General features: G+C 43.5%; 18 protein-coding genes and 2 tRNA genes. 2 read left to right on the top strand and 18 right to left on the bottom strand.

What is annotated here, in order from left to right:
* Positions 1-51 precede the first annotated feature (51 nt).
* Positions 52-2,526, bottom strand: coding sequence for a stage II sporulation protein E (spoIIE, locus tag ABE28_RS00330; RefSeq protein ID WP_064462609.1), 2,475 nt, complete (start codon positions 2,524-2,526; stop codon positions 52-54).
* 327 nt (positions 2,527-2,853) lie between these two features.
* Between spoIIE and ABE28_RS00325 the strand changes: the two genes are divergently transcribed.
* Both ABE28_RS00325 and ABE28_RS00320 read left to right on the top strand, forming a co-directional pair.
* Positions 2,854-2,927: transfer RNA gene (locus ABE28_RS00325), tRNA-Met, on the top strand.
* Between the two features lie 17 nt (positions 2,928-2,944).
* A tRNA-Glu gene (locus ABE28_RS00320) sits at positions 2,945-3,016 on the top strand.
* A gap of 170 nt (positions 3,017-3,186) precedes the next feature.
* Here ABE28_RS00320 and ABE28_RS00315 read toward each other — a convergent pair.
* The 17 genes from ABE28_RS00315 to ABE28_RS00230 all read right to left on the bottom strand — a co-directional run bounded on the left by ABE28_RS00315 (position 3,187) and on the right by ABE28_RS00230 (position 20,052).
* Positions 3,187-3,645 carry a S1 domain-containing RNA-binding protein gene (locus ABE28_RS00315; RefSeq protein ID WP_064462608.1) on the bottom strand — a complete coding sequence of 153 codons (459 nt, stop codon included), beginning with the start codon at positions 3,643-3,645 and terminating at the stop codon, positions 3,187-3,189.
* Positions 3,646-3,727: 82 nt separating this feature from the next.
* Positions 3,728-4,114 carry an FtsB family cell division protein gene (locus ABE28_RS00310; RefSeq protein ID WP_064462607.1) on the bottom strand — a complete coding sequence of 129 codons (387 nt, stop codon included), beginning with the start codon at positions 4,112-4,114 and terminating at the stop codon, positions 3,728-3,730.
* Between the two features lie 18 nt (positions 4,115-4,132).
* The gene (gene yabQ / locus ABE28_RS00305; protein WP_064462606.1) at positions 4,133-4,765 is read right to left on the bottom strand and encodes a spore cortex biosynthesis protein YabQ; all 633 of its coding nucleotides are present in this window, start codon (positions 4,763-4,765) and stop codon (positions 4,133-4,135) included.
* The gene (gene yabP / locus ABE28_RS00300; RefSeq protein ID WP_064462605.1) at positions 4,762-5,070 is read right to left on the bottom strand and encodes a sporulation protein YabP; all 309 of its coding nucleotides are present in this window, start codon (positions 5,068-5,070) and stop codon (positions 4,762-4,764) included. Before yabP ends, yabQ begins: the two co-directional genes overlap by 4 nt.
* Before the next feature lie 76 nt (positions 5,071-5,146).
* Positions 5,147-5,410 carry an RNA-binding S4 domain-containing protein gene (locus ABE28_RS00295; protein ID WP_034316386.1) on the bottom strand — a complete coding sequence of 88 codons (264 nt, stop codon included), beginning with the start codon at positions 5,408-5,410 and terminating at the stop codon, positions 5,147-5,149.
* Positions 5,411-5,434: 24 nt separating this feature from the next.
* Entirely contained in the window at positions 5,435-6,907 is a 1,473-nt protein-coding gene (gene mazG / locus ABE28_RS00290; RefSeq protein ID WP_064462604.1) for a bifunctional methyltransferase/pyrophosphohydrolase YabN, read from the bottom strand.
* Positions 6,904-8,520 (bottom strand): putative polysaccharide biosynthesis protein, encoded by a 1,617-nt coding sequence (locus ABE28_RS00285; RefSeq protein WP_064462603.1) that lies wholly within the window; start codon positions 8,518-8,520, stop codon positions 6,904-6,906. The genes mazG and ABE28_RS00285 overlap by 4 nt, the downstream gene beginning before the upstream one ends.
* Before the next feature lie 224 nt (positions 8,521-8,744).
* Positions 8,745-9,281: a stage V sporulation protein T gene (gene spoVT, locus ABE28_RS00280; protein ID WP_064462622.1), complete on the bottom strand. Its 537-nt coding sequence runs from the start codon at positions 9,279-9,281 to the stop codon at positions 8,745-8,747.
* 190 nt (positions 9,282-9,471) lie between these two features.
* Entirely contained in the window at positions 9,472-13,008 is a 3,537-nt protein-coding gene (gene mfd, locus ABE28_RS00275; RefSeq protein WP_064462602.1) for a transcription-repair coupling factor, read from the bottom strand.
* 145 nt (positions 13,009-13,153) lie between these two features.
* Positions 13,154-13,384 carry an anti-sigma-F factor Fin gene (locus ABE28_RS00270; protein WP_057915364.1) on the bottom strand — a complete coding sequence of 77 codons (231 nt, stop codon included), beginning with the start codon at positions 13,382-13,384 and terminating at the stop codon, positions 13,154-13,156.
* A 112-nt stretch (positions 13,385-13,496) separates the two neighbouring features.
* A complete protein-coding gene (pth, locus tag ABE28_RS00265) occupies positions 13,497-14,057 on the bottom strand; it encodes an aminoacyl-tRNA hydrolase (protein WP_064462601.1) in 561 nt (186 codons plus the stop codon).
* A 249-nt stretch (positions 14,058-14,306) separates the two neighbouring features.
* Positions 14,307-14,945, bottom strand: a complete 639-nt coding sequence (locus tag ABE28_RS00260; RefSeq protein WP_064462600.1) for a 50S ribosomal protein L25/general stress protein Ctc — start codon at positions 14,943-14,945, stop codon at positions 14,307-14,309.
* Positions 14,946-15,121: 176 nt separating this feature from the next.
* On the bottom strand, positions 15,122-15,874 hold the full coding sequence (locus tag ABE28_RS00255; protein ID WP_083231905.1) for an ATP-binding cassette domain-containing protein: 753 nt from the start codon (positions 15,872-15,874) through the stop codon (positions 15,122-15,124).
* Between the two features lie 13 nt (positions 15,875-15,887).
* On the bottom strand, positions 15,888-16,667 hold the full coding sequence (gene ssuC / locus ABE28_RS00250; RefSeq protein ID WP_156775656.1) for an aliphatic sulfonate ABC transporter permease SsuC: 780 nt from the start codon (positions 16,665-16,667) through the stop codon (positions 15,888-15,890).
* Positions 16,636-17,808: an FMNH2-dependent alkanesulfonate monooxygenase gene (gene ssuD / locus ABE28_RS00245; RefSeq protein ID WP_064462597.1), complete on the bottom strand. Its 1,173-nt coding sequence runs from the start codon at positions 17,806-17,808 to the stop codon at positions 16,636-16,638. Before ssuD ends, ssuC begins: the two co-directional genes overlap by 32 nt.
* Positions 17,805-18,794: a sulfonate ABC transporter substrate-binding protein gene (locus ABE28_RS00240; RefSeq protein WP_064462596.1), complete on the bottom strand. Its 990-nt coding sequence runs from the start codon at positions 18,792-18,794 to the stop codon at positions 17,805-17,807. The genes ssuD and ABE28_RS00240 overlap by 4 nt, the downstream gene beginning before the upstream one ends.
* 304 nt (positions 18,795-19,098) lie before the next feature.
* Positions 19,099-20,052: a ribose-phosphate diphosphokinase gene (locus tag ABE28_RS00230; RefSeq protein WP_064462594.1), complete on the bottom strand. Its 954-nt coding sequence runs from the start codon at positions 20,050-20,052 to the stop codon at positions 19,099-19,101.
* Positions 20,053-20,066: the final 14 nt, after the last annotated feature.

Here is a 20,066-nt window from a genome sequence, read left to right as displayed (position 1 = left end):
CACCTAATCCATCACCTCGTTTGTGAATTCTAATATGCTTTATATAAACGGCTACTGAGCCTTTTTATTTTTTGATGAAACGGGAATGGAAGCCCATTTCGGTGTATTATGTTTTATTTTTGATGTTACCACTGTCATATCATCATCTATGATCCCTTTCGTTCGGATGACTTCTTCCAATATTAAATCAGAAATTTCCTGTGGATCGTCCGTCTCCATTTCCTTGATTTTTCGTTTAAGCCAGAACTCGATATTTTCTACATGTGAGGGCCCATCGAACACCCCGTCGCTCATCATGATTAAGATGTCTCCCGCCTTCAATTCTTCCGATACAACATCAACATCGAAATCCTGGATGATTCCCATCGGAAGGTTACTCGATTCGATTTTTATTATTTTATCTCCCCTTTTTATGAAGCTCGGTATCGAACAGATTTTCAAAAACTTAGCCTTTGCATCCTGAAGATCGATCATTGCCAAATCAAGAGTTGAAAATATTTCATCGGTAGTGCGTAGTGATAGAACGGAGTTTACGGATTTAATGGCTATTTTTTCTTCTATTCCCGATTGTAAGAATTTTTGCAGCAGCTTCAATGTTTCCGTGCTTTCAAAATGGGCCCTTTCCCCATTTCCCATGCCATCACTAATGGCTATGGCGAATTTGCCGCAGCCGATTTCCATCGTCGTATAACTATCTCCTGAAACAAGCCCTCCCCCCTTGGCAGCATGAGCCACACCCGTTTCGACCGTGAATTTTTTTGCTGACCTAAATATCACCTCACATTGCCCGTTTGGATATGTTGCGCATTCTTCTGAATGAACGACTATCGTTTCGCCTAAAATGTCGGAAAGCATGGGCGCTATCAGTTTTTCACATTCCCCCCTGCCCTGACAATATGGGACACTCATCTCTATATCGACATTCCCTTGCTCCAGACTATAAATTTCAACATAACCGATATGCAGGCCAAAATCCTGAATGGCCTCCATAATGGATTCCTCATGTAAATGATGGTTTTTCCTTTCCCTTTGAATTTCCTTGGCGAAATCATCCATCACTGCAGAAACGCCGCGCAGCTGATCCGCGACTAGTTTCCTGCTTTCCTTCACCTGCCTTTTCAGTTTTTGGTTTGCCTCGAAGTATGTGAGCTCCTGGCCTATCGCCCCAATGACCTGTGGCCCGCGGGTGCAATATTTCCCCCATTCCTTTGCAGTTTTTTGAGGGAGCTGCCCATTATTTTCACTTAATTGAAGCATGATTTCCTGCATGCCGTCATAGGTTGTATTAAAGTTTTTGGCCCAGCATTGTTCCTTCTTGAAACAGAGCTGACACGTCTTTTCCGTTACATTACTTAAAAAGTAATCGAATTCTTTTTCATCTTCCTCCAATCTTCCCCTTTCATCGACCTGGGAAAAGCTATTCGAGAGCGCCTCGAATACATGTGAGAATTGCTCCACCCTTTGAGCGGTAACATCCCTCACCTTGCGGGCATATTGCTGCTGTTCATCGGAATTCTCGACAGTTCCCGGTATATGCTTCGCTATTTTGTTGATGATCGATGATGGTGTCAATAAAAATAACCCAACAGCAATAAGAGATTCATAAAGTGTCACCATTATATTATTGGAACCCTCGCCATACAGACCTATCAATAACGTAGCGATCAAGAGACCGCTTGCAACCCCTATTTTCCTTCCCTCCTTCAGCAATCCCCCTAGCAGTCCCGAAAACGCAAGCAGGCTCATTTGATAAAGGCTGGCAATACTTGCAAGGGAAAATATCAATCCGGTTACTACACCTACAGTGGAGCCAATGGCGGCCCCTCCCGCCAGCCCGAAGAGGAGGACCAAGTATCTTGAGAATATATGGTCGAGTGAAAGATCATATATCATCCAGCCGATCGTTCCTGTCATCACCGATGCCAGCAAGATGATGATACTGACGATTTCCTCCGTCTTCAATGATTGTGATTTTGTGCGGATCGTCAGAAGCGGGATGGACTGGATGAAAATCAAGGTTAATATCATGGCGAGTCCCGCCTCCACCCCTATCATCATCAGGTCGTACAGCTGAATCGTTCGGAACACCAGATATTGCTCGGCCAGATTGACCAGGAATAGTGAAGCGAAAACGTACATCGACATCGTCTTGAATTGTCCTTCGACGGCGGGCTTCTTGATCTTATGAAAAAGCAGGAGCAGGAACGCCGATGCAAATATGACCAAACTATTGGAATAGTGAACGGTGAGCCCTCCTGCAATCAATCCGAATAGTGCTAGTGGGGCCCTGTCACGCCTCATGAGGAATACGGCTGCGAAAAACGGAAGTCCGAATGGTGCCAGTTGAGATAGTATTAATGCTCGTCCCAATAAAAAACCGATAATGGCTAAAGAGATACCCTTCTTTATGAATATATCCTCCGATTTCATTTGCAGCTGTTGAATCCAATTGATGGCCCCTGCCTTCGCTTCTTTTAATTGCACATCTCCAAGAGGTTCCAACATTGGTCTTTCTACTTTTTCCATTTCAACACCCCATTCGTATTAGTGATTTTTATTATAAAGAGGGCATTGTCAATATTTTGTCAGAATTTTAAAATAAGATTGGATAAACGTTCGACGAAATTCTTCTTGAACAAGCATTTGTATACAGGTTTTTGTAGCGTTTTCCCCAATACAGAAACGAGCGTTCCCTTTTTTTTGAAGAAAAGCAAAGTTTTTAGGTTATTTTTGCGGAAAATAACCTGAATAAATCATCAAAAATCGGAAATGGACAATCTTTAATTTTTTTATTGACATTTTTTCTTCACGAATGTAAGATATAACTTGTGCTTCAGTAGCACTTACCATTATGGCGGCGTAGCTCAGCTGGCTAGAGCGTACGGTTCATACCCGTGAGGTCGGGGGTTCGATCCCCTCTGCCGCTATCCTTACTTTAATTCATGGCCCGTTGGTCAAGCGGTTAAGACACCGCCCTTTCACGGCGGTAACACGGGTTCGAATCCCGTACGGGTCATCCAAATGCCAAAAAAGCGCTCCTTCACACTTAACCGAATCAGTGTGAAGGGGCGCTTTTTTTTTTGTCATTTATACAATTAAAAGAAGACAAGCAAGCTGCCTGCCTTTATCTACACTATGAAAGTATTCACAGGAAAAGTTGCTAAACTATTATTTTCAGCAGCAGGTTTATCCGCGTCTTCCCCCTCGGCCTCCCCGTTTCGTTTCGGTGCTACGTTTGAGGGTCGTTAAGCGGTCTTCGCTATCTTTTAAGAATTTTGCCATTTTTTGCTCAAAGTTTTCCTTTGGCTGAAAACTACTACCTTTTGAGCGGAAGTCTTTGGAACGGCTGTCATTCCCTCTTCCTTGGCGCGGACGTGGTGTGTATGCAGGTTTTTGCTCACCTTCAGGACGGTCTATCGCTTTTTTTATGGACAAGCCAATCTTGCCATCTTTTTCTACATTGATGACTTTCACTTCAACAGTATCGCCCACTTTTAAATGGTCATTGATATCCTTGACATAATTATCAGCCACTTCACTGATATGGACGAGACCGGTAGAACCTTGAGGGAGCTCAACAAATGCACCAAAATTAGTTATGCCTGTTACTTTACCTTGTAACTTGCTGCCTACTTCGATTGACATAAAAAAAATGTTCCTCCTTAGAAATGTTAAAAAATCTCTTCATACACTATATTATAACGAAAGTAAAAAAACAGTGTCAATATTAGTCACTATCTTCCTTTCCTTTTGGAAGGGTGAAAATGATCTCGCCATTGTCCGATAAGAAATAATCTCGTCTGGCTATTTTCGCAATATAATCGTCGTCATTGAGCTTTACGATTTCTTCTTTAAGTAGGGTCTCATCATTTTCCAATTTAGCCAGCTTTACCTGCATTTCCTTCTTCTGTTGCACTTTCTCATCCAGTGCACCATTTTGCGTAATGAGGGTGGTAACAGCCAAAATTAAAAAGAGAGCCGCAAAAACTGAATAAAGAGTCAGTCTGCGCATTAGACCACGCTTCTTTTTTTCTACGGTTTGTACTTTTTTCTCTTGTTGGGCGACGTAGGCATTTTCTATTTTTGCCACTTTCCTTTTACGAAGGCTACTCATATTTTATCACTCCTCTCATCATTTCTTTTTATTTCTCCATCCATTCAGCGTTCTACTTATAGAATTCTTTATTTTCAATAAAATCCCTTTTCCTTTATTATAAAACTTCCCGACGTTTTTCGTAACAAAAACCGGCATTAAATTCCATATAAAGGTCAACATCCATTTTATCGGCTTCCAGAATATATTTAAAATGAACAGAACGATTTTCCCAGCCCATTTTAACAATGCCAAGGCGAATTTCCCTAATCCCACGGCAATGGCTAGTATGGATACCAATACCCATTTTATCGGAAGAAATATCAGCATGTGAACAGAATTGGTTATAAATCTTGTCAACTTTACCACCAGACGGATCAAAAACTCCAAAAAATGCTGATATACTCCTTTGAACAATGCTTGATAAGCAGCGAAACCGCAAAATAAGGCCAAAAATAAATAGAAGCGAAGCTCTCCCTCATTCACTAAAAATAAAACATAAAAAATAAGGAGACCTTGAATGATCCAGAAAAGGAAATCATGGATGAACACAATCCACCTTTTCCTTTCTGAACGCTTCAGAAACCGGCTATACGTATCCAGGGCAGCTCCAAAACCACTGCCCATGCCAATCATCGCTAGCAACGTATAAAATTGGATCGATAAGGTCATTTGAACAATTTGCCAAAGAAGCCTTTAGCCTTCTCCCCTGATTGCTCATCCAGATAAACAAGGTCAAAAATCTTCCCTTTGATGGAGACGATGCCTTTATCGACGTCCAAATTCTTCATTTGCAGGTTTTGCCCCCGTATCGAGAGGAATCCCATGGACGTTTCGAGCAGGAACTCTTCATTATCAAAGCTTTCCACTTGCTTGACACCGGTAATCTCCAGTAAACGGCGACCTTTCATCGTTACATCATGCTCCTGGGTCGTTGCCTTTGTGTAACCAGCATTCTGATCATTATATTGGCTCATTTTCCCATCCCTCACAGTACCACTGATTTTGTACAAGTGTATGTCGGTAGGAAGGGAAATAGAACCAAGCCTGTCCTTACTCCTCTGCCAGCTTTTCTTCCTTCACGATCGTATACATATCGGCAGCCGCTTCTTTTTTCGTCGTTTCCTGGATTTTATCGACTCGTACCGTCACCAGCTTTTGACCGAAACGTACCGTTAATTCGTCGCCATCCTTCACATTCGAGCTTGCTTTCGCCTGTTGCCCATTAATCGTGATCCTCCCTTTGTCCGCAACTTCCTTCGCAAGTGTGCGGCGCTTGATCAACCTTGATACCTTTAGGAATTTATCCAATCTCATCGACATTCTTTTTCTCCCCTTTGATTAAAGTCCTTTGGCCTTTGCCTCATCCCAGTATGAATCGAGCTCCTCCAAAGTATGATCCTCGAACTTTTTGCCTGCCTTTAGGATGGATTGTTCTATATATGTAAAACGCTGGTAAAATTTCCGGTTCGCTTTGTAGACGGCTTCTTCCGCTTGTATGTCATAATAACGTGAAATGTTGACAAGCGCAAAAAAGAGGTCGCCAAGCTCCGACTGAATTCTTTCAATATCACGATTCGGGGATACCATTTCCTCTTCTAATTCTTGCACTTCCTCTATAACCTTTTTCCAGGCTTCGGAAACCTCGTCCCAATCGAAGCCAACCTTTGTAGCCCTTTTTTGATATTCTTCGGCGCGAAGCAAGTTTGGCAAGGATTTTTCGATTCCGTCCAAGATCGAAGGCTGGAGTGTTGTTTCACTGCCTTTTTCCTCCGCTTTGATTCTCTGCCAGTTCACCATTACGTCTTCCTCGCCATTCACTTCAACATCTCCGAATACATGGGGATGGCGTCGGACCATTTTGGCTGTGATGCCCTCGATCACATCATCTATCGTGAACATGCCTTCATCTTCACCGATTTGCGAATGGAGCATCACTTGAAGGAGGACATCCCCAAGCTCGCCGACCATTCCCTCATCGTCTTGTTCATCAATCGAATCAATAAGCTCGTAGGCCTCTTCTATCAAGTATTTCTTCAAGCTTTCATGTGTTTGTTTCTTATCCCAAGGACAACCGTCAGGTCCCCTAAGCTGGGCAATGATTTGCCGCAGCTTGGAAAATTCCCGATATTGCAGCGCTTCTTCTTTTACAGGCGGGACATATACACTCGTCAAGTTACTTAACTCCAACTGGCGGTCGAGCTCGAACAAAGAGCATTTCGTCACTTTTTCCTGGCTGCTGCCAGCCGCTGTGACGATGAATACCTCGTAATCATCCGGAAGCTTCTCCATTAAAGTGAGCTTCACATTGGACGCACTGAATGCATCATACACCTGCCCGATTATCATATGCTGGGTGATGTGCAAGTCATTGGGCGAGAGATCCGTTCCATCCAACAGCTGGAACCCTTCGATCGGATCTATCCGAACAGCCTGGAACAGAGGATCCAAGAAGCTTTGTCCGCCTTCCACCTTAATGTCCACTCCAAGCTCAGGTCCCTTTTCAAGCAGGAGCTGGACCGTTTTTTCCGCAACCATCGGATGACCAGGAACCGCATATAAAACGGAGTGGTTTAATGCTTCTTGTAATAGTGTCCCGGCAATTTCTTCATATACCGCTTCAAATTGGTCGTGCTTTTCATAAATCGAATCGAAAGACGTGAAATGGATGCCCTCCCCTTTCAGATCCGCAATCACCGGATGATCGATCGTCCTTAAAAAGCATCGTCCGGCTTTTGTCAATTTTTTATAAATCCCTAGCGGAAGCTGATCCAAGTCCCCTGCACCGAGGCCGATTATCGTTATCTCATTCATATAGTTTTACCTCTATTCTTTTTTATAAATCGTCTAAGCTTGGATACTAAAGGTATAAGCGAAAGCTCCTCTTCCTCAAACAAACCTGCACGTATGGCGCTCCCAATAAAGACGGCTGCCCCGATTGCTACACCGATCAACGACTGAATCGCGGCAAGCAGCCTGTCCTCACCTGGGAACATCATGTGAAACAAGGCATTGAATAGCAGAACTGCCATAGCCATGTAGATCGCACTCTTAACGATGATGAATATGTACTTCCCTTCCATTAAAGGCTTTTTGATATGCACTCTCAATACCGCATAAAATAATATTGACATGACCATGAAGGCCAATACTGTCGCCGAGGCAGCACCGGCGATTTTGTATGAAGGCACCAGAACAAGATTCAACATCCACTTGCTGAACACACCTACGATCGTAATGATCACCGGTACGACCGAATACCCGAGGCTTTGAATCACAGCAGCCGTCGTCATGATGAGGGAGGAGAATAAAATCGATAATGAAAAAATGGCTAAAGTAACCGTCCCTTTGGCATCCGTGAACAACATTTGATTGACCGGACCCATCATGACCGCCAGGCCAACCGCTGCCGCCAGGCCCAGCGAGGCACTTACACGAAGAGCCAACTTAATTTTATTGAGTAATTCATGCTCTTCACGCTTTTGGAGGAAGCTGGATATTACAGGCACAAGCGCCAATGCAAAAGAATTGGCTGCAACAGTCCCTAGTTGAAGCAAAGGCTGACCACGGTCATATACCCCTTTCCACCCTTTTGCTTCATCTTCCCCCATACCCGTTTCCCTTAATAAGGAATATAAGTGCAGCGAGTCGACAAACTGAAACAGGATGAGAATCAGGCCCGTTATGCAAAAGGCCAAGCCTTGAAAGACCAAGGCTTTGGATATTTTAACGAAATTCACTGGTTTAATATCCATTCGCAAGAAAAGCTGCCATTCTTCTTTTAAGATAATGAAAAAAAGGAGCAATGCAAGACCTGTTATGCCGCCGGCAATCGATCCGAAGACAGCCCCCTTGCCGACCACATAATGAGAGTAACCCAGATGCACGAATAATGTGGACAGCACCAATATCGTCAATACCCGGATGAATTGTTCAGCAACTTGCGAACTTGCCGTTGGGAACATATCATTTATTCCTTGGAAGTAGCCCCTCAATACTGAGGATACCGGCATTATTAAATAGGAAAAGGCAATGATCTTCAGCAGACTGCTTAATTTTGGGTCTTCCATCAAGCCGGCAATCCAATCAGCACCAAGGAACAATACTGCAAACATGATGATTCCTATCGAACTCAAGACGAGGAAGGAAGACACTAGAATGTCCTTGACCGCAAAATCGTTATTCGAAGTCTCCCGTTCTGCAATCAGCTTGGATATGACGACAGGGAAGCCCAGTGTCGATAACGTTAAAGCAACACCGTAGAAGGGATATACTTGTTGATAGATGTAAAATCCGATGTCACCGGCAATATTTTGATAAGGTATGCGGTAAGCCGCGCTCAAAACTTTTACGATGATTGCCGCTGCGCTAAGAATCAACGCACCTCGAAAAAGTTCATTTGACGTTTTATTAGGCTTTTCAGCCATTCTTTTTCCTCTTTTCACTCATATGTGGTAGTTATTATAGCATAATTTTTGGGAGGATTTTTCATTTGCACCGATACTGTATACGATTTTCCATATTCACTTACGGAGAATTTGCTCCATTTTCATGGGCCCTTCCCATAGATTACATTCAGTCGTTATGAAAAGCAAAAAGGACAGCGATCGCTGCCCTTTTTGCATCTAAAAATATAATGGCATGTCCAAGCTCACTGTTCCATTTGTCTGGCTAGGAAACTTGCTGCTGTTTCGACAGATTTCTGTTCGACTTCACCTATGGCGCTTTCTTTGGAGAAAATCAGGACAGCACCGATCGGGTCGCCGCTCGCAATGATCGGAGCTGCAGTATACGATTGCACTTCTTCATCATTTGAATCAACGAAGGAAATTTGTCCATTTGGTGATTCCAAAACTGGATTTCTTTCTTCCATGATTTTTTCGACAAGTTCACTAACGCTTTTATTTAAGTATTCTTTTTTGGAGCCGCCTGCGACTGCAATGTAAGTATCCCGATCACATATCATAACTGGGTTTCCAAGGCTATCATAAAGTGCTTCTGCATACTCCCTTGCAAAATCGCCTAATTCACTAATGGGAGAGTATTTCTTTAAGATCACTTCACCATCTCTGTCGACAAAGATTTCCAATGGATCCCCTTCACGAATGCGAAGTGTCCTTCGAATTTCCTTCGGGATGACGACTCTTCCTAAATCATCAATTCGGCGAACGATACCAGTTGCTTTCATCAAATGTTGCCTCACTTTCATCTAATTGATTTGATAAATCCTCTTTTTGTAGCATAATCATCACCAGCTATTGTACATAGTATTTTTCTAATGGTAAGTTCTATGCACTTTGAAAAAATTTTTCTTTTAATTGCATTTTATTACCATGGTATCTTAAAAACATTTACTGCAAGAGGACCATCAATCATGATTAGTTTTTGGTTGCTTGAGTTTCTTTTTTTACATGCTGTAAGCCCTTCGTCATCTCAAATAGGATATTGAGCCATTTGCTTTGCTCGACACCTTTGATATGCAAGACTAGCTTCATTCTGTTGCCATCCATTCCGAAGCCGACCATCCGGCCATATTTCGAGCCAAGCCCAAACACTTTTTGCCCATCCACGTCGCTGCTTACCTTTTCCCTGAGAAGGATGCTGATTTCCTGCTTCAATTGTTTGATGCTTTCAATGCCGGCATTGTAAGCATATACCTTCATTTCGGCAATCAGGAATAGATAGGCGACTTCCTCTGGGTACTCCCCGAATCGATCGAGCATTTCATCTTGCAGCTCCTCCACTTCTTCAAGAGAAGCAATGCCTCTGAACCTTTTATACATTTCAATTTTCTGATGGCCATCCATTATGTAGGCATCAGGGATATACGCATCTAATTCAACGTCGATCTCCAGGGTATTTTTTTCTTCGGCAGGCTGGTCATTACGTTTCGCATCAACCGCCTCTTTAAGCATTTGCGAGTACAGATCGAAACCGACGGAATCGATGAATCCATGCTGTTGGGCACCAAGAATGTTTCCTGCTCCCCTGATCGATAAATCTCGCATCGCAATTTTGAACCCTGAACCCAATTCAGTGAATTCCTTAATCGATTGAAGTCGTTTTTCCGCCACTTCAGTCAAAACCTTATCCTTCCTATAAGTGAAGAATGCGTAAGCCACCCGGTTCGACCGTCCTACACGACCACGTAGTTGATAGAGCTGTGAAAGTCCCATTCGATCCGCTTCATTTACTATAAGCGTATTGACATTCGGTATATCGACGCCGGTCTCGATAATGGTCGTACTCACCAACACATCATACTCACCTTCTAAAAAGCCGAACATGACAGCCTCCAGTTCTTGCTCTGTCATTTGACCATGAGCAAATGTGACCCGGGCATCAGGAACCAACATGGAAATTTCTTCTGCTTTTCTTGCTATATCTTCTACCCGATTGTATAGAAAATAAACCTGTCCGCCCCTTGCCAACTCCCTTTCTATCGCTTCCGTTACCAACGAGCCATTATACTCCATAACATACGTTTGGATTGGAAAACGATTCTCAGGCGGTGTTTCAATGACGGATAGATCCCTAACACCGAGCATCGACATGTGAAGTGTTCTTGGAATGGGGGTCGCAGTCAATGTCAGGACATCGACATTGGTTTTTAGTCGTTTGATCTTTTCCTTGTGCGTAACTCCAAAGCGCTGCTCCTCATCAATGATAAGCAAGCCCAAATCACGATAGACGATATCCTTGGATAAGATCCTGTGGGTGCCAACGACTATATCCACCGTTCCAGCCTTCAATCCTTTGATCGTTTCGGTTTGCTGTTTTTTTGACCGGAAACGGCTCATGTGGCCAATCGATATGGGATAATCTTGAAAACGCTCCCTTAGTGTTTCATAATGCTGTTGGGCGAGAATCGTGGTCGGAACAAGAAAGGCAACCTGCTTCCCATCCATGATCGCTTTAAAGGCGGCACGAATCGCCACCTCCGTCTTCCCATAACCAACATCTCCGCATAATAGGCGATCCATCGGCCTTTCGCGTTCCATATCCTTTTTGATTTCGACGATCGATCGCAATTGGTCTTCCGTTTCGTTATAGGCGAATGAAGTTTCAAATTCCCTCTGCATATCGCCATCGGGGGAAAATGCGTAGCCTTTTGCAGCTTCGCGTTCAGCGTATAGCTTGATTAGATCATCGGCAATGTTCTCCACCGATGACTGAACCTTACTTTTGACACGCTTCCATTCCGTCCCGCCAAGCTTATAGAGCTTCGGTTCCTTCCCTTCTGAACCGACATATTTTTGGACAAGGTCGATTTGGTCAACAGGAACATACAATTTGTCATCCGCTTGATAACGAATATGTAAGTAATCTTTATGAACGCCATTTATCGTGAGTGTTTCAATGCCCAGATACTTTCCGATACCATGGTTAACATGAACGACGTAGTCTCCGATTTTCAGCTCGGAATAACTCTTGATTCGCTCGGCATTCGATAGTTTCTGTCTCCGGATCGATTTCTTGGATTTCTTATTGAATAATTCCGTTTCCGTGATGATGCTGAATTTCTGCATAGGCAATTCGAACCCGCTATTAAGACTGCCACGTAAAATCTGCACTTTACCCGGAAGGATGCTGTTTGCATCAAAAAGCTCGGCAGCTTCTATATCATAATCGGCCAAAACCGAATGCAGTTTTTTAACCCGCTCGTCATCCTGTCCAAGTATGACGATTGTATATTTCCCCTTTTTCCACCGCTCCAGTTCAGATTTGAATACATTCATCTGTCCATGGAAATTCTGCATTTGTTTACTGGCAAAATTCAGGATATTCTGAGGATTAGTGTGCGGTACATGGCGTAAAAATAAAGAAAGGTAAACAAAAGGCCTACTGGATTTCATGATCAATTCCTGCATCGGATGGGCCAATTTTATATCATGAATGATCTGTCCCTGACTTAAAAGGTCCGTGTACCACCCAGCTTCTTCTTTTTCGAGGGAATCATTGATTTCTTGGATTCTACTTATTTCATCCAAGAACACCAAGCCATTGACTGGTAAATAATCTATCAAACTAGCTGGTTCTTCATAAGCCAAGCTTAAGTATTTATAAATTTGGTCAGGTTTATCCCCCATTTTCAACTGCTCAAGCTCATAGCCGATCGTTTGAACCAGCTGTTCCTTCGCTTTCTCGTCTTTAAGCTTCTTCAAGCTTTTACTTAAACCGCTTTCAAGCTTTGTGATGATTCTTTGGATATGCTCTGGCTCGAGCAATGCTTCACTTACAGGGCCGATCATCACCTTATTGAGTTTCTCGATGGAGCGCTGATCTTCACTTGAAAACGTCCGGATCGAATCTATTTCGGTATCGAATAATTCGATACGGATCGGGTTAGGCTCCGTAATCGGATAAATATCGATTATACCGCCGCGAATGCTGAACTCCCCTGGGGATGCTACCATTTCAGACCGGCTATACCCCATGGATATAAATGTATTCAGCGTTGGTTCTAGATCAATGTCTTCACCGAGCTTAAAGGTAAGCTGATGCCTCTTCCAAATATCCTTTGAGGGAAGCACTCGGCGAACCCCCGGAATCGGAGCGATGACAATTCCTTTCCTTCCTTCAGCCCAAAAATTCAAGGCCTCTACACGCTGGGCCCTTAATTCCGGACTGGCCACGCTTAAATCAGCCGCAATCAATTCATTGGCCGGATAAATATATAATTCTTCCTCAGGAATGAAGCTCGATAAGTCCTCATGGAATTTTTGAGCTTGCAATAAATTATGGGTGACCAATAATATCGGCCTATTCGTCTTTTCATATACTGAAGCCAGCAATAGCGATCTCGAAGAACCGGTCAAACCAGAAACTATTTGTTCTTTGAGCCCTTCATCGATACCGGCTATCAACGAATGAACATCATCTTGTTTAGAGAACAAGTTCTGTAATCCATTCATTTTCTTTCCCCCCTCTCTTCATCATGCGAAAACCAAATAATATTTGTATTTGAACCTGACCCTTTCGACCAAGCGGGTTTTTATTGAGTATTTACAAATGGACAAACGGAAAAATGCTTTGGATTTTGTCCAAAGCCCTCTCCCGCTAATGAATAATATAATCGTTTTCATATAATTCAGGGTATCGTTGCAGCGACTCATGACAATCTTCACATATTGCCTTTACATGCATATCTCCCTCGGAATCATAAACGATCATCTCTTGTCGCTCTTCATCAGTAAGTTGGTTAAAACCTAACTGCTCCGTGCTCAATGAGTGTGCCTCGATTGAGCCTAGCTTAGTTCCGCAATGTCGGCATCGATAATGGAGAGCCATTTCGTAACCCCCTATTTTGTAATAGTGTTAGTATGTACAAAAATAAGGGGAAATTATTCAGCGAAACAGGAAGATATTATTCTTTACTTATTTACTTATGTCTACTCAGGGCCTATTGATTATATTCATTCATGACCTGTATGAATGGTTTTTCCATCCAGGCTTCACAAGAAGCTGCACTTTTTTCGATTGTCGCCCCTACATGATCCCACTCTTCAGACGTAAAACGCCCTAAAACGTAATCCGATACCGGAATGCGGCCAATTGGACGGCCAATCCCGATTCTGATCCGGTTGAACTCCTGCGTACCCAAATGAGCAATGGTGGACTTGATTCCATTATGGCCGCCCGCGCTTCCCTTTTGACGAAGCCGAAGTTTCCCTGGCGGCAAATCGAGGTCATCATAAATAATGACCACATCCTCGACTTCCACCTTAAAGAAATGCATGACTGCCGAAATCGATTCTCCTGATAAATTCATGTACGTGAGGGGCTTAAGCAATAGAACTTTCTCACCTTTAACCATCCCTACACCATAGATTCCCTTATGCTTTGCTTGATCAAGTGGAATCGACCATTTACTGGATAACTCATCTATTACTTCAAAACCGACGTTATGCCGGGTTTTTTCGTATTGTTTCCCCGGGTTTCCTAACCCTACAATAATTTTCATGATTCACACTCCGTCGTTACGGTTATTTATGGTGTTACGTCGGGACGAAGATTTCCAAGTGTCATTGACCTTAGAAAAATAGTACCCTAATTTCAAGCTGACTTGCAAGCGACCGGAGAACTAATTAGGGAAAAATTCTAAATAAAGGAATTAATTCCCGGTAAAACCCATATGCCGAAAGGTTGAAAAGACGTAACTCCAGTAAGAGCTACGCCTATTATATCACGATTCAATTGTTTAATCTCGGCATCATGACTCTGATGAGGGCTTCGTTTCCCTTCCTTCTTCATTTTCAGGGATCCCGCCATCTTGCTGTTCACCAGTATTTATTTCCTCTTCCTGACGAGGGGCCAAAACAGATGCAACCACTTCTTCTCCATCATTATCGATCGTAACTTTCTGATTCGATTGAATATCGGATATGTAGATTGTATCACCTACCTGAAGTTCTGTAACGTCAACGTCGATGGCATCAGGAATGTCATTCGGCTTGGCCGTGACCGTCACTTCATGAAGGGATTGCTGAAGCACTCCGCCATCTTTCACGCCTTTAGAAGTGCCTACAAGATTAATGCGGACTTGCGCCTGTAATTGGGCAGACATATCGACGATTAAAAAGTCCGCATGAAAAATGAGGTTCTTTATCGGATCTTTTTGATAGTCGGAGAGCATGACCTTATAACTCTTACCTTCCAGATCCAAGGAAATGATGCCATTACGGCCTATTTCCTTAAGTGTCTTCTGAAGCTCACCATTATTGACCGATATGGCCGTACTGCCGTTTTGATTGCCATATACCACGGCTGGAATTTCTCCGCTTTCGCGCAAATTCCTTAAATTCGAATGTTTTAAATCCGTACGTTCTTTCGCAGCTAATAAGTTACTCATACATCCTCCGCCTTCCTATTATTTTCATTGCAAGATTCTCTATATATTTTACATTTCCCTAAATGACCAGGCATTAAACATGAAAGGTAAAAATCGGAAGGCTAAAGGGCAGGCATGGACAACTGCTGACAAAGGGCTCGCGATTGAAAACCCACCCGTGAATTTATTGTAGGTTTCTAAGCATGTATCGCCTTATTCCCCACTGCTCCGTCAACTTGCATGACTCTGTTAAGGATTTGGGAAGCTAATGAAACATACTGAAGATGATCCTTTTGCCGTGGTCTAGGCAGATTGATTTCCTTATTCATGACAACTTCGCCTTCCTCGATCAAAAGGACCCGATCTGCCAGAGTAACGGCTTCTTCGACATCATGTGTAACGAGTAAGGCAGTAAAGTCCCTTTTCCGCCATAGTTCTTCAATCAAACGTTGCATCTCGACCCTTGTCAAGGCATCCAATGCCCCTAATGGTTCATCAAGAAGCAAAATGTCAGGTTGATTCACCAACGCTCTCGCTAAGGCGACTCTTTGTTTTTGTCCTCCCGATAAAACGGAAGGCCATTCATGCGCACGGTCGGCAAGGCCAACCTGCTCCAGTAAATCCATGGCATACCGCTTCCAATCCCCACTTAAGCCTACACCAACGTTTTGAAGGATCTTTTTCCAAGGGAAAAGCCTCCCGTCCTGAAACATCGTCCGTGACGATTTATTCAAGCCGTTCAGTGGCATTCCATTCACAAAGATCTTTCCCCCAGTCGGTTCATCCAGCCCAGCGACAAGACGCAGTAAGGTACTCTTGCCACATCCGCTCTTGCCGACGACGGCCACGAACTCCCCTTTTTTAAAAGAAAGGTCAACACCCTTTAATACATCATGATCACCAAAGCTTTTTGCTACGCCGTGCAACTCCAACGAATTTCCACTTTTCATCATAAAGGCCTCCTCATTGGTATGATGGATGCCATCTCAAGCATCTTTTTTCGACCATTTTGGCAAATACATCCGATATTTTCCCTAATAAAGCATATAAGAGAATACTAAGCACAACGACGTCCATCCTCATGAATTCACGTGCATTCATTGCCATATAGCCAATCCCTGAATTGGCGGATATCGTTTCTGCGACAATTAATGTCACCCACATGATTCCAAGCGAGAAACGGATACCGACCAAAATGGAAGGAAGGGCTGCCGGAAGAATCACATTCCAGAATAGAGAAAAGCCATGAAGCCCATAAACCCTCGCTGCCTCGATTAAATCTTTATCCACCGACTTCACACCATGAAAGGTATTTAAATAGATAGGGAAAAGGACTCCCAAGGCTACAAGAAAAATCTTGGCCTCTTCTTCTATCCCAAACCAAAGGATCACAAGCGGTATTAACGCTAAATGCGGTATGTTACGCAACATTTGCAAGGAGGTGTCGAATAATGTTTCCGCGATGTTGGATATTCCATTTAACAGCCCTAGGAAAAAACCAATGAACCCGCCTATTAAAAAGCCAATGAAGGCCCGCTGTGCACTGATGCCGATATAATCTGCAAGCTCTCCGGTTTTTAATAACGATGCACCTGCTTGAAGCACCTCGGTCGGCGCAGGCAATATTCGCTCCGACAAAATTCCCCACAAAGACAGCAGCTGCCAAATTAACAACAAGAGCAGGGGGACGAGCCATGAGAGGAAATATGACTTATTGAGCTTTTTGTTTAACTTTTCCTGCATCTTCACTTTCACTTCCTTTTGTAGGGTAGTGGTCATTTGCCAGTATTTCACCGAAAGGGCTCACCGCTTTTGAAACGGATGCCTGCTGCTGTTCAATCGGGAGCAAAGGAAATAATGATTCCGCCACACGGTATGCTTCTTCCAGGTGAGGGTACCCGGATAAAACAAAGGATTCTATCCCGATCTCTTCATATTCCTTCATTCGGGCAGCCACATTCTCGGCGCTGCCGACTAGCGCCGTACCTGCCCCGCCTCGCACAAGGCCGACCCCTGCCCATAAGTTAGGGCTGATTTCCAGCGAATCCCTGCTTCCATTATGAAGTTGTGACATCCTTTTTTGGCCCACTGAGTCAAAGCGCTCGAATATTTTTTGTGAATTTTCAATCATTTCGTCGTCCACATATTTAATGAGTTCCTCCGCCGCCTGCCATGCTTCCTCTTCCGTTTCTCGCACTATGACATGCATCCTTATGCCGAACCTAACCTCTCGTCCATACTCCGCTGCCTTCTTACGTACCTTCTCGATTTTCTCAGCTACTTGCCCTGGTGGCTCACCCCAAGTCAAGTACACGTCGATATGCTTTCCGGCTATATCAATGGCTGGTTCTGATGAGCCGCCGAAATAAAGGGGAGGATAAGGCTTTTGTACCGGCGGCAACAAGATATTGCCCCCTTTAACTTTCAAGTGCTCCCCTTCAAAATCAACTTTTCCACCTGCCAGAGCCTCTCTCCAAATATCAAGGAATTCATTCGTTTGCCCATAACGTTCCTTATGATCAAGAAATACGCCATCGCCTGCCAATTCGACAGGGTCCCCGCCAGTAACTACATTGATCAAGAGACGGCCGTCAGACAATCTATCGAAGCTAGCAGCCATCCGGGCAGCCAAGGTCGGCGACATTAATCCCGGACGTACCGCCACTAAAAATTTCATCCTTTCAGTTGCCAAAATCAATGAGGAACCCACTACCCAAGCATCCTCACATGACCGGCCCGTCGGCAGCAAGGCTCCTTCAAAACCTAATTGATCGACCGCCTGTGCAATTTGTTTCAAATATGGAAGTGTAATCGCTCTCCCGCCCTTTGTCGTTCCTAAATAGCGACTTTCCCCATGTGATGGTAAAAACCAAAAAACTTTCATTCTCCATTTCCCCCTTCGTTCTTTTTACTGGATGCATCTAACACATTTATTTTGCTTGGGATTAATTTGAGATTGTAAAATGTATCGGCGATTTTTTGTTGATCATCCAAGACGGAATCGGAAATCTCCTCCAGACCGTATTTCTTTCTTTTTAATGTTTTTTCCAATGCCTCAACACTCATGCCTATTTCCGGTGATAAAAACTCAGCTACATCGCCAGGATTTTCTTCGATCCATTTATCAATTTTTATCACTTCCTCTTTTATGATGTTCAAAGCCTCTTCATCCTCTGCAAAGGTTTCGGTAGCCAAAAAGAATTCACGATTCGCGACAAGTCCTTCTCCATTCTGGATCGTTTTCGCTTTAAGCTCCAACTCCGCTGCTGATAAGAAAGGGTCCCATATTACCCATGCATCAATTTGATTTCCTTCAAAGGCGGCCCTTGCATCAGCCGGTGGCAAATAGACAGGTTTAATATCATCCAGTGTAAGGCCCGCCTCCTCCAAAGCCTTGACCAGTAGGTAGTGAACATTGGAACCTTTATTCAATCCGACCTTCTTGCCTTTCAATTCCTTTACACTTTTAATGGGGGAGTCCTTTTGTACGACTATGGCCTCTCCCGCAGGATTTGCCGGTTGATTGGCAACATAGACAAGGGGAGCGTTGGCTGCCTGGGCAAAAATCGGCGGTGCCTCCCCTGTGTGACCAAAATCAATGCTGCCGACATTCAAGGCTTCAAGCAGCTGAGGTCCTGCGGGGAATTCTGTCCAATCGGCTGTATATCCAGCATCTTTTAAACGCTTTTCCAGCTCTCCCTTCGATTTCAAGATATTTAATGTCCCGAATTTTTGATAACCGATTCGAATCGTTTTAGCCGATTCCTTTACATTGCCACTTTTGGAGCTGGTTTTCTCCTGTCCGCACCCCCCTATCACCAGCAAGAAGACACTAAAAATGGCCAGCAGCCATATTTGCTTTCTTTTCATATTCTGCACACCCTTCCCCCACTTTTTAGATAAAATAAAAAGCTCCTTTTCTTTACCATGAGTAAAAAGGCACAGCAAAATGCCTCATATTCATCGGTAAGTAAAAAGGAGCCTTCGGTAGCCCGATCAGCTTTTTTCTTTATTTCCCATTTCATAAAAATGGATGAAAATTGTATATTCATTTTATTATTAGTATTCCAACCTGTCAACTAAGAATTAGACGTTTCCCCATGTTGGTTCCATTAACCTAAAAAATGGTGAGCCTAAGGGCCCACCATTTTTTACGTATGCGCATTTATTTATATCAATCGAATAATGTGCTGACCGATTGTTCCTCATGTACACGAATGATGGCCTCAGCAATCAAAGGTGCTACGGAAAGTCCAACGATCTTATCAATTTTCTTGTCTTCGGATAGGGCGATCGAGTTCGTCACGACCAATTCCTTGATCGTTGAATTTTGAATCCTTTCGATGGCAGGACCTGAAAGGACCGGATGAGTACAGCAAGCATACACCGCTTTAGCGCCATTTTCCACAAGTGCATTGGCAGCTAGTGTAATGGTACCTGCCGTATCGATGATGTCATCGATCAGGATTGCCGTCTTCCCTTCAATATTACCAACGATGTTCATGACTTCAGCCACGTTCGGCCTTGGACGGCGCTTATCGATAATGGCAATAGGCGCTTTTAGGCGATCTGCCATTTTACGGGCGCGCGTTACACCGCCGTGATCAGGAGAAACGATGACAATATCACTTAGATCTTTTTCTTTGAAATGATCAGCTAAAATTGGAACGGCAACAAGGTGATCGATTAAAATATCGAAGAAACCTTGGATTTGTGGCGCGTGAAGATCCAAAGTGATGACACGATGGGCACCAGCCGTTTCCAAAAGGTTTGCAACTAGTTTAGCCGTAATCGGTTCACGTGCGCGTGCTTTACGGTCTTGCCTTGCATAACCATAGTATGGCATAACAATATTGATCGTCTTAGCTGAAGCACGTTTAAGAGCATCAATCATAATTAGAAGTTCCATTAAATTTTCATTAACTGGTTGACTTGTTGATTGAATCACATATACGTCACAGCCACGAATGCTCTCTTCAATATTAATATGGACTTCACCGTCACTGAAGCTGGTTACACTGCATTTTCCAAGTTCAACACCGATTGCAGCTGCAATTTCTTGAGCTAGATCAAAGTTTGAATTCAACGAGAATACCTTTAAATTAGGATCTAAATACTGATTTGACATGATGACCTCCGTCG

The organism is Peribacillus muralis (assembly GCF_001645685.2).
GTDB lineage: Bacteria > Bacillota > Bacilli > Bacillales > DSM-1321 > Peribacillus > Peribacillus muralis_A.
This window is presented reverse-complemented; position numbering and strand designations above follow the sequence as displayed.

Coding starts and splice junctions, on each gene's coding strand:
- ssuC (WP_156775656.1), bottom strand. CDS start 16,667: ATGCAGGAAAAGTTAAACAAAAAGCTCAATAAGTCATATTTCCTCTCA.
- ABE28_RS00310 (WP_064462607.1), bottom strand. CDS start 4,114: ATGAGTAGCCTTCGTAAAAGGAAAGTGGCAAAAATAGAAAATGCCTAC.
- ABE28_RS00270 (WP_057915364.1), bottom strand. CDS start 13,384: ATGGCTCTCCATTATCGATGCCGACATTGCGGAACTAAGCTAGGCTCA.
- ABE28_RS00295 (WP_034316386.1), bottom strand. CDS start 5,410: ATGAGATTGGATAAATTCCTAAAGGTATCAAGGTTGATCAAGCGCCGC.
- spoVT (WP_064462622.1), bottom strand. CDS start 9,281: ATGAAAGCAACTGGTATCGTTCGCCGAATTGATGATTTAGGAAGAGTC.
- ABE28_RS00255 (WP_083231905.1), bottom strand. CDS start 15,874: ATGAAAAGTGGAAATTCGTTGGAGTTGCACGGCGTAGCAAAAAGCTTT.
- ABE28_RS00240 (WP_064462596.1), bottom strand. CDS start 18,794: ATGAAAAGAAAGCAAATATGGCTGCTGGCCATTTTTAGTGTCTTCTTG.
- yabP (WP_064462605.1), bottom strand. CDS start 5,070: ATGAGCCAATATAATGATCAGAATGCTGGTTACACAAAGGCAACGACC.
- yabQ (WP_064462606.1), bottom strand. CDS start 4,765: ATGACCTTATCGATCCAATTTTATACGTTGCTAGCGATGATTGGCATG.
- ABE28_RS00285 (WP_064462603.1), bottom strand. CDS start 8,520: ATGGCTGAAAAGCCTAATAAAACGTCAAATGAACTTTTTCGAGGTGCG.
- ABE28_RS00315 (WP_064462608.1), bottom strand. CDS start 3,645: ATGTCAATCGAAGTAGGCAGCAAGTTACAAGGTAAAGTAACAGGCATA.
- spoIIE (WP_064462609.1), bottom strand. CDS start 2,526: ATGGAAAAAGTAGAAAGACCAATGTTGGAACCTCTTGGAGATGTGCAA.
- ABE28_RS00260 (WP_064462600.1), bottom strand. CDS start 14,945: ATGAGTAACTTATTAGCTGCGAAAGAACGTACGGATTTAAAACATTCG.
- mazG (WP_064462604.1), bottom strand. CDS start 6,907: ATGAATGAGATAACGATAATCGGCCTCGGTGCAGGGGACTTGGATCAG.
- ssuD (WP_064462597.1), bottom strand. CDS start 17,808: ATGAAAGTTTTTTGGTTTTTACCATCACATGGGGAAAGTCGCTATTTA.
- ABE28_RS00230 (WP_064462594.1), bottom strand. CDS start 20,052: ATGTCAAATCAGTATTTAGATCCTAATTTAAAGGTATTCTCGTTGAAT.
- mfd (WP_064462602.1), bottom strand. CDS start 13,008: ATGAATGGATTACAGAACTTGTTCTCTAAACAAGATGATGTTCATTCG.
- pth (WP_064462601.1), bottom strand. CDS start 14,057: ATGAAAATTATTGTAGGGTTAGGAAACCCGGGGAAACAATACGAAAAA.